The organism is Achromobacter spanius, assembly GCF_002812705.1.
In the GTDB taxonomy this organism is placed as follows: Bacteria; Pseudomonadota; Gammaproteobacteria; order Burkholderiales; family Burkholderiaceae_B; genus Achromobacter; species Achromobacter spanius.
Window position 1 is genome coordinate 2,658,767 of the sequence record NZ_CP025030.1, and the last position, 14,098, is coordinate 2,672,864.

General features: G+C 64.0%; 10 protein-coding genes. 3 read left to right on the top strand and 7 right to left on the bottom strand.

The genetic code is table 11. The features are described from left to right. Positions 1-10: 10 nt before the first annotated feature. Genes CVS48_RS12030 through CVS48_RS12045 form a run of 4 tightly spaced genes read right to left on the bottom strand, consistent with a single transcriptional unit; the run spans position 11 to position 8,152 of the window. Positions 11-661: a response regulator gene (locus CVS48_RS12030; RefSeq protein WP_100854657.1), complete on the bottom strand. Its 651-nt coding sequence runs from the start codon at positions 659-661 to the stop codon at positions 11-13. Positions 662-716: 55 nt separating this feature from the next. Further along, a complete protein-coding gene (locus CVS48_RS12035; RefSeq protein WP_100854658.1) occupies positions 717-4,082 on the bottom strand; it encodes a hybrid sensor histidine kinase/response regulator in 3,366 nt (1,121 codons plus the stop codon). A 15-nt stretch (positions 4,083-4,097) separates the two neighbouring features. Further along, entirely contained in the window at positions 4,098-5,315 is a 1,218-nt protein-coding gene (locus CVS48_RS12040) for an EAL domain-containing response regulator (protein ID WP_100854659.1), read from the bottom strand. Between the two features lie 2 nt (positions 5,316-5,317). Beyond that, the gene (locus CVS48_RS12045) at positions 5,318-8,152 is read right to left on the bottom strand and encodes an ATP-binding protein (RefSeq protein ID WP_318269956.1); all 2,835 of its coding nucleotides are present in this window, start codon (positions 8,150-8,152) and stop codon (positions 5,318-5,320) included. A 349-nt stretch (positions 8,153-8,501) separates the two neighbouring features. Here CVS48_RS12045 and CVS48_RS12050 point away from each other — a divergent pair, with 349 nt between their 5' ends. Then, entirely contained in the window at positions 8,502-9,311 is an 810-nt protein-coding gene (locus tag CVS48_RS12050) for a hypothetical protein (protein ID WP_100854661.1), read from the top strand. On the opposite strand, the gene gvpU is transcribed toward CVS48_RS12050, so the two are convergent. Further along, entirely contained in the window at positions 9,308-9,751 is a 444-nt protein-coding gene (gvpU, locus tag CVS48_RS29475; protein ID WP_172616198.1) for a gas vesicle accessory protein GvpU, read from the bottom strand. The two genes, CVS48_RS12050 and gvpU, sit on opposite strands and share 4 nt — an antisense overlap. A gap of 61 nt (positions 9,752-9,812) precedes the next feature. After that, entirely contained in the window at positions 9,813-11,099 is a 1,287-nt protein-coding gene (locus tag CVS48_RS12060) for a ParB/Srx family N-terminal domain-containing protein (protein ID WP_100854662.1), read from the bottom strand. 191 nt (positions 11,100-11,290) lie between these two features. Here CVS48_RS12060 and CVS48_RS12065 point away from each other — a divergent pair, with 191 nt between their 5' ends. After that, complete coding sequence (locus CVS48_RS12065) at positions 11,291-11,923, top strand: ankyrin repeat domain-containing protein (protein WP_242001393.1); 633 nt, start codon at positions 11,291-11,293, stop codon at positions 11,921-11,923. Positions 11,924-11,981: 58 nt separating this feature from the next. On the opposite strand, the gene CVS48_RS12070 is transcribed toward CVS48_RS12065, so the two are convergent. Then, positions 11,982-13,091 carry a porin gene (locus tag CVS48_RS12070; protein WP_100854664.1) on the bottom strand — a complete coding sequence of 370 codons (1,110 nt, stop codon included), beginning with the start codon at positions 13,089-13,091 and terminating at the stop codon, positions 11,982-11,984. Positions 13,092-13,354: 263 nt separating this feature from the next. Between CVS48_RS12070 and CVS48_RS12075 the strand changes: the two genes are divergently transcribed. After that, the gene (locus CVS48_RS12075) at positions 13,355-14,008 is read left to right on the top strand and encodes an NUDIX hydrolase (RefSeq protein ID WP_100854665.1); all 654 of its coding nucleotides are present in this window, start codon (positions 13,355-13,357) and stop codon (positions 14,006-14,008) included. The last annotated feature ends 90 nt before the right edge of the window (positions 14,009-14,098 follow it).

The following is a 14,098-nucleotide window of genomic DNA, read 5'->3' on the forward strand; positions in this document are numbered from 1 at the left end:
TACTGAAAACCTATTGAAAAATTTCGCTTTCCACACAGAACGCCACCAGTTCCTGGTCGGTCTGCACGTTCAGCTTGCGCATCGCGGATATCTTCTGGCCGCTGACCGTCTTGACGCTGCGCTTGAGCGTCTCGGCCACCTGCATCATGGATTCGCCACGGATGAAGTGGCGCAGCACTTCGAATTCCTTGGGCGACAGGCTGTTGATGCGTTCGCCAATGAATTTGCTGCGCGAATCCACCGTGCCATCGCGCTGGAATCCCGGGGGATAGTACTTGCGGCCGGCTTGCAGCGTGTGCAGGGCCGTGACGATTTCAGCCAGGTTGTCGCGCTTGAGCACCACGGCGGCCACGCCCGCGTCATACAGGGCGGAAATGATCATGGGGTTGGACACCATGGTCAGCACCACCACCTGCGTTTTCGGGAAGCGCCGCGTCAGGAACTTGACCAGGCGGATGCCGTCGCCATAGGTTTCGTCGCCAGGCATGGAGTAGTCGGTGATGACCACGTGCGGCAGGTCGTGGGTCAAGTGTTCGACCAAGGCCGTGGGACTGGCCAGCAGCGCCGTGACTTCAACGCTGAGATCTTTTTCCAGCAAATCGCGCATGCCTGCGAGGACCAGCGGGTGGTCGTCGGCGAGGACTATTCGGAGTCGTTCCATTCGGGGGCGCCGGAGGGTGATCGTGGAGGTTGTCGGGGTCATTCTGTACCAAGACTCAAACTTGAGCCAGCAGGTTCCTGAGCTCGTGCGTCAGCCTGACCACGTCTTGAAACACCTCATCGTCCCCGCCGTCGCGCCTGAGTTTGGCCTCAACGGCCTGAAAGTCCGATGACAAGGTAGTCATTTTCACCATGACCAAGGCGCCCCGCATCCGATGCATGGTTTGCAGCGCAACCAGCACGTCGCGGCGGGTGACCGCCTGGTCAAGATTCGCCAGGTCGGTGTCCATGGTGTCCAGGAACAGGCGGCGGTATTTCTCGGGCACCAGCGGCTCGGGCGTGGCGTCGACAGGCACGGGCGGCGCGTCCTTGTAGGGTGACTCGTCGGACACGTAGGGCTCGTCCGGCACGTTCGGCACTTCCGGCAGATCCTGCACATCCAGTACCTCCGGAATATCGGACGCCGCGGGCACGTCGGGCATCTTGGCGCGCACGCGCGTGATGCCGCCCAGGTGGTGGCGCAAGGCGCTCAGCTCAATCGGCTTGACCAGCCAGGAGTTCATGCCCGCGGCCATGCAGCGTGCTTCCTCGTCGCGCATGGCGTTGGCGGTAACGCCGATGATGGGTTGGGCGTAGCCACGCGAGCGCAGTTCGCCCGTGAGTTCGTAGCCGTTCATCTTGGGCATGTTGACGTCGGTCAGCAGCACGTCATAGGTGGCCATGTTCCACATCGACAGCGCGTCCGCGCCGTTACCCGCCACCGTGACGGTGCAGCCCAGTTGTTCCAGTTGGTGGCGCAGCGTGGCCTGGTTGATGGGGTTGTCCTCGGCTACCAGCACGCGCAAATCCAGCGGATCCATGAGGGCGTTGGGGGCGGGCGCCGGTACGGGCGGATCGCCGCGCAGCAGGCGCGAAATACCGAACCCGATGCTGTCCAGGTCATGCCCGTCGATTCGTTCCGGCGCGCCGACGGCAGCCTCACGCGGATCGCCCGCCGACAGGAAGTGGCCCGTCCAGTTGGCGGGCGCGACGTCGGTGGGGCCCAGGATGTCGAGCAACACGTCGTCGGGTTCACCCCGGCCCAGGGGTTCGGGCGCGCGCTGGGCGTCGGCGCCCCAGCGGGTCAGCCACTGGCAAACGTTGTCGGTCAGCTCGCGGTGCGGGCTGCGCACGTAGATGCGGATGCCGTGCAGGTCGGGCTCGTCCACGGGCGGGCCGTCGGCCGGCTGCAAGGCCAGCTCGAGCGAAAAGCTGCTGCCCAGCCCCAGTTCGCTGGTGACGCGGATATGGCTGTCCATCAGCTTGGCAAGCCGGGCGCAGATGGACAGGCCGATGCCCGCGCCGCGCACGGTATGGCTGGCGCTGTCGATCTGGTAGAAGGGGCTGAAAAGCTGGGTCTGGTCTTCCTTGTCGATGCCGATGCCCGTGTCCACCACCTGCAAGGCCAGCACTTGGGTGCCGTCGGCGCGGTCCGAGCCGTGCAGGCGCACGATGACATGGCCGGACTCCGTGAACTTGATGGCGTTGCTGAGCAGGTTGCTGAGAATCTGCCGGATACGAACGGCGTCGCCCGTGACCCATGGCGCCACCGAGCCGTCCACGCAGGCAAAGAGCAACAGGCCTTTTTGCCGGGCCAGCGCGGCGAATGAACGTGCGCAGCTTTCCACCAGTTCACGCGGCCGGAACTGGCTGGATTCCAGCGCCAGTTGCCCGGATTCGATCTTGGTGATGTCCAGGATGTCGCTGATCAGTTGCAGCAGGATCACCGACGAATTCTGGATGCGCTCAAGGTGCTGGCGCTGCTCGGCATTCAGTTCGGTCATGCCCATGAGCTCCAGTGTGCCCAGTACGCCATACAGCGGCGTGCGGATCTCGTGGCTCATGGTGGCCAGAAAGGTGGACTTCGCTTCGCTGGCCTTGTCGGCGTCGCGTTTGGCCTGCGCCAGGGCGCGTTCGATTTCGGCCCGTGCGCTGATGTCCGCGAACGCGCACAGCACCACATCCTGCTTCTTGTAGCGCGTGGGCGAATAGGCCACGTACAAGGGGCGGCCATCGTCGGCGTGGAAGGTTTCGATGGTGCCGGGCGCAGAGGCCGTCAGCACCTGGTCCAGCAGCGGCCGGGCGGCGGGGGAATCGCGCAAGCCCTGGCCCGTGGCGGCGCCCAGCCATTCCAGCGCCAGGCTGTTGGCGAACAGCACGTCGCCATTTGCACGCGCCAGTACGCACAGCGCGATGGGCGCGGTCTGGATCAGGGTGCGGTTGAATTCTTCGCTTTCGGCGATGTCGCGGTGCGCGTTTTGCGCCGGCTCGATCACGCGCCGGGTGTACCAGCGCTGGTAGCCGATGCCGCCGGCAAGGCCCAGCAGCAACAGCAGCGCGGCGGTGATCGGCAGCCAGAGGTTGTCTTCGAAAAAATTGCGATAGCTGACGCGGTAGTACGCGGTCCAGATGCTGGTCGGGTCCGACACTTTCAGGATCAGGCCGTCGCGCGTGGCGCTCAGGCCGCTTTCGCCGGTGGCGGGGAGGGGGCCGTCGCCAAGCATCAGGCCGATGTCGCGATGGGTCAGCCAGAAGCCGTCGTATTGGATCGAGGGCAGCGCGCGGTCATAGATGTTGATCCGCGCGCGGCTGAGCAGCGTGGCGACGTAGACATCCGGTGCGCCGCCACCGCGGTTGGTCCATGCCGCGTCGGAAAAGCCGGCGTGTAGCAGCCCCATCATGCGATCGGGCAGCCCGGGCGGAGAAACCCACAGGATCTGCCCGTCGGCCGCGGCGACGCCGGGCGTGCCGGACGAGGGCATCGTCGAGGCGTCGTCGGCCGTTGCCGGGGCCAGTCGCGTGCGCACGGCGTCATTGACCAGCAGCAGGGTGTCTTCACTGAGCGGCTCGCCATAGCCCGGCTTGACGTTGATGGCCGGCACCGCAATGCCCAGGCTGTCCGTGCGGTTCACCAGGAACGCGGCGGCTGCCGGAAAGTAGGAATTCGCCCAGTACGTGCTGTAGAAATCCGCGAAGTAGCCCGCCGCTGCCGACACGGGGCTATTGGCCACGGGGCATTCCGACGGGTAATTGCAGAACAGCGAAAACGGCATGGCCACCAGCGCGTGCTGCCCGCGATAGATGCGCAGGCCCGGTCGGGTCGAATCCAGCGGCGTGGACAACTTGATGTGTTCAATGGGCGCGCGCCCGTCCAGGCGCTGGTTTTCCTTGCGGAACTGAAGCAGAAAGCCTTCTTGCTCGCGGATGTATCCAACAAGAACGGCGAAGTCCATCAACAGGCGGTCTTCTTCCTGCTTGATGATGCGCTGGGCGCCCCAGAGCAGGGCGCCGATCATGATGAGCGCGACGGGCAGAATGCCGAACAGCGCGATATTCAGCCGGCGCGAGGTACGTGCAATCCTGCTAAACGGCGTTTCCTGCATACGCGGGTAAGGATCCTATAGCGGGTGGGTGGCGTACGGGCGGGGTTCGTCAGCCAGCAAATCGGTGAAGTCATGGGCGTTGACCGCAGCGGATATCAGGAAGCCTTGGGCGAAATCACAGCCGATCTCGCGTAAAAACTCCAGGTCTTTTGTGTTTTCCACCCCTTCGGCGGTGACTTGCAGCCCCAATTGGCGGCCCAATTGCACGGAAGACAGCAAGGCCGCGGCGCGTACGCCGTCTGTCGCGGCGCCGCTGACAAAGGCGCGGTCGATCTTCAACTCGGTAAACGGCGTGGAGATCAGGGTGTACATCGAGTTGTATCCTTTGCCGAAATCGTCCTGCGCCAAACCGAAGCCTTTCAAGCGTAGCCGGCTTGCGCCCATATAGTAGTGCCCGGGTACCGATGTGGTGTCGTCTTCCAGCAGTTCGAAGGTGACATCTTCGAAGGGAACACCGCGCTGCGCGACCAGATTGTAAAGCTGGTCGGGCAAGTCAGGTTGATCCAGCAGGCGGGTGGGCAGATTGACCGACACGGGCATCCTGAACCCCAGGCGACGCCAATCAAGATAGGCGGCCAGGGCATCGTCCAGCATCCGGATGAGCAGGGCATGGTCCAGCCCGTGATGCCGCACCGCACCCAGGAACGAGGCCGGCAGCATGAAGCCGAATTCAAGGTGATGCCAGCGGGCAAGCGCTTCCGCGCCAACGATATGGCCCGTCGCCAGCGCTTTCTTGGGTTGGAACCACGCCTGGATCTGGCCGGTGGCCAGGGCTTTTTCAAGGGTGTGGCGGTCAAACAGAGGCGTGGACAGCAGCGGCAGCGTTTGCGGCAAGGTGCCATCCAGCTTTTCGTTGCATAGCCGCCGGGCCAGCGCCAGTGCCTGCTCGCGCGTGACGGGCTTGGTATAGGCCGCGATCACGGACAGGCCCTTTTCCTTGGCCATGAGGCTGACGCTGTTCATGATGCGGCGCGAGCACGCCGTGGTGATGGCCAGCATCGGGTTGCATTGCAGCCGGGCCAATTCATGGATGAACTGCACGCCGTCCATGCCGGGCATGTTGAGGTCCATCAACACCAACTGGTAGGAATGCTGGCGAACCATCTCCAGCGCCTCATGGGCCGAATTCGCCATGTCGACGTGCTCGAAGCCGGCCTCCAGGAACAGGCTGCGCATTTGCGCGCATTGAAACGCATGGTCGTCCAGGACCAGGACCTTGTACACGGAAAGCATCGTCAACTCCGGAGTTCTTTAACCGTTTGCAGCGTTTGACGCAGGATGGTCAGCGGCAGCGGCTTGACCAGCAGGCTGGTCATGCCGGCGCTCATGCCGCGCCGCTGCTCGTCGGGAAACGCGTTTGCCGTGACCCCAAGAACGGGCCGATCGTGGCCGCGCTTGCGCAGAATGCGCGTGAGCTCGTAGCCGTCGACCAAGGGCATGTTCAGGTCCGTCAGCACGGCGTCGAAATGCATCAGGTCGGGCAGATTCAGCGCTTCCTGGCCGTTGCCGGCCAAGACCACGGTGCAACCCATGTGCTCAAGTTGTTCACGCAGGATCAATTGGCTGATGGGGTTGTCTTCCGTGACCAATATCTTCAAGCCCAGGACTTCCGGCGCCGCCTTGGGATCGAACGACGTGCTGCGCGCCGCGCCGCCCTGGGCCAGGCGCACCGCATGGTGGATGCCGGCCAGGTTGTAGGCGCTTGCGAACCAGTTGCGGTGGCTGTCTTCTACCCGTGGGCGCAGGCCCGGCGGGTGCACGATGACCTGCGGGCCGATCCAGTTGGCGATCTTCTGCGCGTGCGGCCATGCCTGCAGCAGCACCGCGGGTTCGGAGGGCGTCACGCCGTTGGCGGGGTAGGGCAGCCCGACCGCGCCCCAGCGCCGCAACCAGTCGCACAAGTTATGAACGATTTCAGGCACCGCGCCCTGCACGTAGACGACCGTGTCGTCCAGCTCGGGGGCGGCGGTGTCCAGGGCTTCGGGCGCCAGCGGCAGGCGGACCTCGAAGGTAATGCTGGTGCCCAGGCCGGGTTCGCTGACGGCGTTGAGCCTGCCATTCATCATGTCCGACAGGCTTCTGCAGATCGACAAGCCCAGTCCGGTGCCAGGCAGCGTCACGCAGGTGTCGGCGTCCACCTGGTAGTACGGCTCGAACAAGCGGGCCTGATGTTCGGGCGCGATGCCGGAGCCGGTGTCGGCAATCTGGAAGCACAGGTCAACGCTGTCGCGGTTGCGGCTGTTGACCTTCAGGCGCAATACGATCTGCCCGGAATCCGTGAACTTGATGGCGTTGTTGGCCAGGTTGTCGAGAATCTGGCGGATGCGCGTGGCGTCGCCGATCACGGCCGGAGGAGTGTCGGGATCGGCCACGGCATAGCTGCGTACGCCCTTGGCGTGTGCGCGCGCCGCGAAACTGGCCACGACGTTGTTCAGAAGTTCAACGGGGGAAAAGGGAGCGCGTTCGAGCACGGTGTGGCCGGCCTCGATACGGGACAGGTCCAGCGTGTCGTTGATGGTGCGCAACAGCGTCGCCGATGACTGCTGGATGGTTTCAAGGTACTGCGCCTGCTGACCGCTCACGCGGGTCAGCGAGAACAGTTCAAGGGTGCCGAGAATGCCGTAGAGCGGCGTGCGGATCTCATGGCTCATGGTGGTCAGGAATACCGTCTTGGCCTGGTTGGCGGCTTCGGCGTCACGCTTGGCCTGCAGCAAGGATTGCTCGATCCGTTTCAACGCGGAAATGTCGCTGATGCCGCACAGCACCACCGCCTCGCCACGGTATGTGGTGGGGGCAAAACTCAGGTAGGCGGTGCGGCCATCGTTGAGCCGGTGTTCGCGGCCGGCCTCGTCGCCGTGGGATGACAGGATGTCAGTGCGCCAGCCCGGCGTGCCCTGGAACCAGCGGCGCGCCATGTCGTTGGATAGCACCACCGCGCGGTCCGAGCGCCGCAGCAGGCACAGGCCCACGGGCGCCACTTCAATCAGCTTGCGGTTCAGCGACACGCTGTCGGCCAAGGCCTCGTATTGGCGCAGCGCGGGCAGCACCAGGCGACGGCGGATGTAGCGCACCCGCAAGATGACCGTGATGATCAGCAACAAGGACGCAATGGCGGCGGTCTGGAAGGCCAGGGCGTTGTCGCGCAGCACGTGCGCCATCGGCGTGTAATACACCAGCCGCCAGCCATCTTCGCCGACCGATTTGCTCAGCACCAGGTAGTCGGGCAACCAACCCTTGCCCTGCAGGCCAAACGCATCTTCTCGGGTGGTGTGCGGCAAGGCCTGGTTGGTGGTGCCCGCGCCCGCGCTGCGCAGCACCGGCCGGCTCATTTCGTCGAACAGCACGTAGTCGCCCGCGCCCGAGCGCGGCGCGCTGATGGCGGATTCCACCCCATGGACCTCAAGGCCGATCCACGCAGCCTCCGGGTGGACGGCATCCAGAGGCGTGAACAGGAACAGGCGCTTGACGGTGTCGTGCGGCGGATGCAGCCAGACAATAGGGGGCAGCCCCTTGGTGGGCGCGCGGGTCTGCACGTCGGCCAGGGTCAGGGCGAGCCATTGCTGGATGGAAGGGGGAATGCCCGGCGAGGCAGGCTGGTCATGCGAACCCACCGGCATGGTATTGGCATGGCGCAGCGCGCTGTAGACGATGCGGGTGTTGGCCTGGGCGATGCGGCGCAAATCGCGCGGGGTCAGCACCAGCGCCCAGTCGTAGGCGTCCGGGCCTTCTTGCAGCGGCAACACTTCCACTTGACCCGTCTTGCCAAAATGGGTGGGGGTTTTGCTGATGGGGTCTTGGTTGGTATTGCGCACCGCGGAGGCGGAGATGGAACGCAAGAGGGATTCGCGCTGGTCGAAGAAGTGCTGCGCTTCGTAGGCCGCGGCGTTCATGTGGCGTCGGTAGTTGGACACCACGTTGCTGAACGCCCAATACAGGTAAAGGGTGGCGCCGGCCGCGATACAGACGAGCAGCGCCACTGCAAGAAAGTGCAGCAACAAGGAGGCGGCGCGCGGCGCGGCCTGGGGTTCTAGGGCGGGAGCGCCATGGTCTTCTACCAGCATTTGACGCATGGTAGAAACACCTGCTTACCCAGAGAATAAGAAGAATCTCAAAGTGGGGTACAGCGTAAAAACGGGTGAATTCCGCCCCCAGATACCGACTCTGAAGGTCATCCGCGAACGTCGCGGAAGTGGCTGTCGTGCATGCACGGTCAACCAGGGTAATTAAGAAATTTCTTGTTCTTTTGGCCGACGGCGTTGGGCACTATTCGTGAGATACCGGACTTCGCCAAGATGCTGCAGCGCGGCGGGTTCACACGTCGGGTGGCTTGCGTCACCACGGCGGTTAGACGTTAATCGAGAACAGCATGATATTGACCCGGATCCGCCCTCCTGCGCACCTCAACCTTCGGGTCACGCCATGAAAGACGACGCCCGCTCCTGGGCTCTGTCCGAAGAGTCCATCACGCTGCGCTTTCAACCCGTGTTCACGGCGCAGGGTCAAGTCCATGAATACGCCGTCATCGGACGTTGCCGGCCGTCTCCCTGGAGTGGCTTGAACCCCGTTGGGCAGGGCGCGGGCCTGCTGGCCGGCGTAGCCTTCTTCAAGCACTTCAAAACGCCCATCGAACTATCCTACGAGCACGCGCTGGATGTGCGCGGGACCGGCGACCTGGCCGAACGCCTGTGCGGCGAGCTGGGCATCGGCCTGCTGGACAGTTCGGTGTGGGTCAACAAGCACGCGCGCTACGACGATGCGCCGCCGCTGCTGATTCCCGCCAAGCGCATTACTTTCACCTTGCCCCTGACGGACCGCCTGTCGGATCACGCCGAAGTGCTGGCGCGTTATCCGGAATTCCAGGCCCGTCTGCGCGCGCGTCTGCTGCCCAGCGCCAGCCGAAGCAAGTCAACCGGCCATGGCACCTTGCGTGCCGACGGCCTGCATGTGCAAGTCCCGCTTGGCTTATCCGAAAACCGCGCGCTGCAAGGCCGCTTCTTTACCTTGATGGAACGTGCCTGGAGCGCCAACTTGCATGTGGTGGCGGGCGGCGTGGAAGACATTCGGGATTTCGCCTGGATGCGATTGCACAGCGATCTTCTCTTCCGAGGCGGCGCCTTGTCCGCGCCGCTCAGTTCCGAATGCCTGGGGATCTGGCTTCAAGCCGACAGCAACGCATGGCGGTCGTTCAATGCGTCCACCACACGCTTTGCCGGCGTTGAAGACGTCTAGCTGCTGGCCTCGGATTGCAGGCGGCCCAGAATGAAACCATCTACCGAACTGGTACGGCCACGCCACAGCGTCGGCTGTCCTGAAACGGGCGTGCCGTCGGCCATGAAGAACAAGGCATCGGCCAGGTGGATGTAATTGGGCAGCGGATCCGCCGGCTGAGGCACGCGGAAAACATCGCCCAGTTCTGCCAGCGAACGGCGCACGCCGTCGCGCGTGTCGGCGTCCAGCGTGTTAAGCGATCCCGTGAAGCTGGCGGCGAAGCGGTCGAAATATTCCGCGCCTGACACAATCGACCCGGACACCAGCATCCCGCCCATCTGCAACGTGACGCCGATGCTTTCAAGCTGGCTGCCGTTGTTCACCAGGTTGACCAAAAACTGAAGAAAGGCGTCCGCGCTGGGGGCGGGGTTTGCTGTGGCGCTGGAAGGTTCGATGGGCATGGCGGTGTCGTGGAAAAGGTCGTTGAAGACGCACAAGATACTCGAATCGCGCGAAAAATACCTACCAACCCCAGCAGGTACCCGCCGCCGGCTTGCCGCAAGCGCGGTAATGCACGGCGAACCACAGCTTGCCGGCGTTGCGTGGCGAGCCATCGGCCTTGACGTCAATGCGCGGCAGTTCTTCCAGCGCGTCGCGCTGATCCTTGATGGACACGCCCGCCGCCACGTTCGCGGCCAACGGAATGCGCCCCAGGCTGGCGGCCTGGCGATCGTCGAACACGATGTCGGTGTCGGCCAGCGCGCCCATCTTTAGCGAGGCATCGCGCACGGCGGCGGCGTAGCTGTCGTTCGCGCCCCCGGGCACAAGCGACGCATTGAGCGTGCTGGCCGCCAGGATCTGTGCGGGCGTGGCGGGCGCCACCATGCGGTACTGGTCCAGCGTGGGCAGTTGGCCGCCCGCGGCTTGCCGGCGCAGCCAGTCACCCCACAGGAATTCCGCAAACTCCGGCAGACTGCCGTTCTCGTAGGCGATGTCGCGCGTGAAGTACACCAGCGAGCGGTAGCGGTCTTCCTGCATGCCGCCCGCTTCGTCGGCGCTGGCCAAGCCCAGGCGGGTGGGCAACTGGTCGACGGTAATGGGTTGGTTCTGGCCGTCGCGCAGCCAGGCGCGGCGTTCATCGACCATGCGTTGCCAGAACGCGGCGGCGGTCGTCAGGTCACTGTAGTTGGCGTCCACCTTGACCCACACGGGAAGCTTGGGGCCGCCATCAAAAATTTCTCGCAATGACGAAAACGTGTGATGGCCATCGGTCAGGTACAGGTTGCCGTCCCAGCCCACCACCACGGTCTTCAAGTTTTCGGTGTGCGTGCCGGGCGCGTCCAGGCAGGTGAACGTGCTGGGGTCATCCAGGCGTGCCGCTTGGGCGGCCGCCAGGTCGGCAAACGCGGCCGCGCGCTCGGTGCCGCCCATGTCTTCGCAATAGTCGTCAAACTTCTTGCCGACGGTACGGTCCAGATAATCCAGTTTGCGGGCATCGTCGCCCGCCCAGGAACGGTTGAAGTCGCCTTGCCAGCGGCCCAGTTTGTAGTAGATCTGGTCGTAGCCGATGGCCGCCTGAGTGGGTCGCAATTCCTCGATGCGCACCTGGATGACGTCGCCGGCCTTGGTGTTCAGGTAGGCCGTGTTGCGCGTAGGAGCTTCGGCGGGTTGCTCAACCGGCGGCGCGGCAGCTTCGTTGTCATCGCCGCCGCCGCCATTGCACGCGGCCAGCGCCAGCGGCAGAAATAAGGCGGCCAGCAGGCGCGCGACAGGATGTAGTGGCAGGAAGCGGGCGGGTTGAGAAGTCATGGGGGCAGGGGCGATGTTGCGATAGAAAAGTATCCAATCATGACTGGATCGTGTTTCTTCCATATTGCACTGACCAGGATGGCGGACAGATTTCCCATCGGCGGGGGGCTTGTCCATAATCAGGCCTCGATTCAAACGGGAGGATACGGGCAATGGCAACCCTCAGACACTGGCGGGTAGTTTTCGTTTTGATGCTGGGCGCCCTGGGCTCGCAAGCCGGCGCCGCCGTGAATCCGGCAGCACAGTTAAGAGAGGCCGCCGCGCAAGGCGACACCGCGCGCGTGCGCGAATTGTTGGCGCAGGGCGTGCCGCTGGATGGGCGCGATGGCGAGGGCAACACGGCCCTGTTGCGCGCGACCCAAGGCAACCAGGTGGAAACGGCGCGCGTGCTGATCGAGGCGGGCGCGGACGTGAACGCGCAGAACCGCTTGCAGGACAGCGCCTACCTGCTGGCCGGCGCCCAGGGGCATCGCGAGATCCTTGATTTGACGTTGCGCCACGGCGCTGATTTGCGCAGCACCAACCGCTATGGCGGCACGGCACTGATTCCGGCCTGCGAGCGCGGGCATGTGGATGTCGTCAGGACCCTGCTGCAAGCGGGCGTGGACCCGAATCATGTGAACCGGCTGGGATGGACGGGGCTGCTCGAGGCCATCATTTTGAGCGACGGCGGCACCCGGCATCAGGCGATTGTTGCGCTGCTGATCGCGGCCGGCGCCGATGTGAATCTGGCCGACCGCGAAGGCCGGACGCCCTTGCAGCACGCCCGGCTGCGCGGGCAGGCAGAGATCGTGCAACTGCTGGAACGCGCGCAGGCGCGTTGAACGCTAGCGGGGCCCGCCGTGTTGGTTTGCACGGCGGGCCCCGCTTGGCAGACCCCGCTTAGAACTGGTGGCGGATGCCCACGCCAGCGGCGGTGCTCTTCAGGCCGTCGATGAACGCGTAGTCCGTACCGTACGAACCGTAGGCATACAGGTTGGTGCGCTTGGACAGGTCGTAGGTGTAGCCCACGCTGTAGACGTTCATGTTGGCGTCGCCGCCCGTCAACTTGTCATTGGACGGGGCCACGTGCTGCCACGACGCGAACAGGCTGCCGGAAGCGCCGGTGGGCAGGGTCGCGCCCAGCATGTAGGCGTTGGCCTTGAAACCGTTCACGAAGCGGTTGGTGCCGAATTCGTCGCTGAAGGGCGTATCGGCCGGCAGGTCCTGGCCAACGAACCAGCCGTCGGTGGTGCGGCCGTAGGCGGCGGCAAGTTTCACCACTTCCAGGTCGTAGGACACGCCCAGCGCGTATTGGCGCGGCGTGGCGTCGTTGTCGATCGTGGTGCTGCGGTTGGAACCGTTCAATTGGTCGTACGTCAGCGCCACGTTCAGCGGGCCTTGCACGTAGCGCAGGCCGGCGGTGATGCCGCGCGTGTTGTCGGCGGTGCGGAAGCCCGTCTGGTCGGCGTTCGTGTCGTCCGCGTTGAACGAGTAGCCGATCCCGAATTCAAAGCCATTCACCGACGGCGTGCGGTACATGACCATGTTGTCCCAGCGCATGGTGTTGGCCGCGCTGAAACCCAGGCCCAGGTTGGACTGGGTGTAGCTGGTGTAGAAGGGGTCGATGTCGGCCAGGTAGTTCGAGCCGATCGTGGCTTGGCGGCCGAAGTCCAGTTGGCCCCAGGCGTCGTTGGCCAGGCCGATGGTGGCTTGGCGGCCGAACAGACGGCCCGATTGGCCGCGCTGGCCGTTGGCGGAGTCAAAGCCGCTTTCCAGCTTGAAGACGGCGCGCAGGCCGTCGCCCAGATCTTCGGATCCGCGCAGGCCCCAGCGGGAGCCGGCCTGGATACCGTTGATCATGCCGAGCTTGCTACCGCTGTAGCCGTCGCCCTTGATTTTGTTGTAGCCGATACCGGTGTCGATGACACCATAGAGGGTGACTGACGGTTCTGCCTGCGCAATGCCTGTAAAAGCGGTCAGCATCGCGGCGGCGAGCAGCGTCTTTTTCATCCGGGAAACTCCTTGGGATTAGGGTGGGAAAAACAAAGGGAACAGCACGCTCGGCAGTGAGCCGAGCGGTGTTCCCGGCGGGAAGTATAAAACAAACCCGTTACTTTCTGCGTCATTTGCTGTTTATTGCCTGGGATGTTCCGGCTATTTCGCTTAATTCATGGCCGCTGAATTTCAGCCGATGCTGCGTCATCCTTGCGGAATTTGACGACCGCACGCCATAGTGGCATCTTGCCCCGAAGCTGCAAACCTGGAACCCGCCCGTGGACTACCCACTACCTCTTGTCACCGTCGACGCCGTCCTGCTTACCTTGCGGGCAGGCGTCCTGGAAATTGCCCTGCACCAGCGTGACCGCGCGCCGTTCAAGAACGCCATGGCCTTGCCGGGTGGCGTGGTGCACGTGGACGAAGACGGCGATACCGACGCCAGCATCCGCCGCGTCCTGCGGGAAAAGACCGGCTTTGAACCGCGCTACCTGGAACAGTTGCAGGTGTTCTCCGGCAAAGACCGCGACCCGCGCCAGTGGTCGCTGTCGGTCTCGTATGTGGCGCTGGTGCCGGCGGCGGAATTGGAAGCCGCCACGCAAGCCGACTTCCGTTTCATCAGTGTGGACGCGCTGCCGCCGCTGGCGTTTGATCACGCCGATATCGTCGCGGCCGCCGTCGCCCGCCTTCGCGGCAAGTCCAGCTATTCCACCTTGCCGTTTTTCCTGCTGCCCGAACGCTTCACGCTGACGGAACTTCAGCACACCTACGAAGCGATCTTGCAGACGCGGCTAGAGAAATCGAACTTCCGCCGCAAGATGGAAGCGTGGGGTGTGCTGGAAGCCACCGGCGATCAAGTGGGCGGCGCGCAGCGGCCCGCGCGCCTGTATCGCCTGAAGGACTTCACCCTGTTCGACCGTAGCGTCGGATAACACTGGGCGACCGCCATCCACTACTTAGTTGCATATAAACAATAAGTAGATTTATACTTGCCTCACTTAGTTTTGAAATGCCACTAAGGG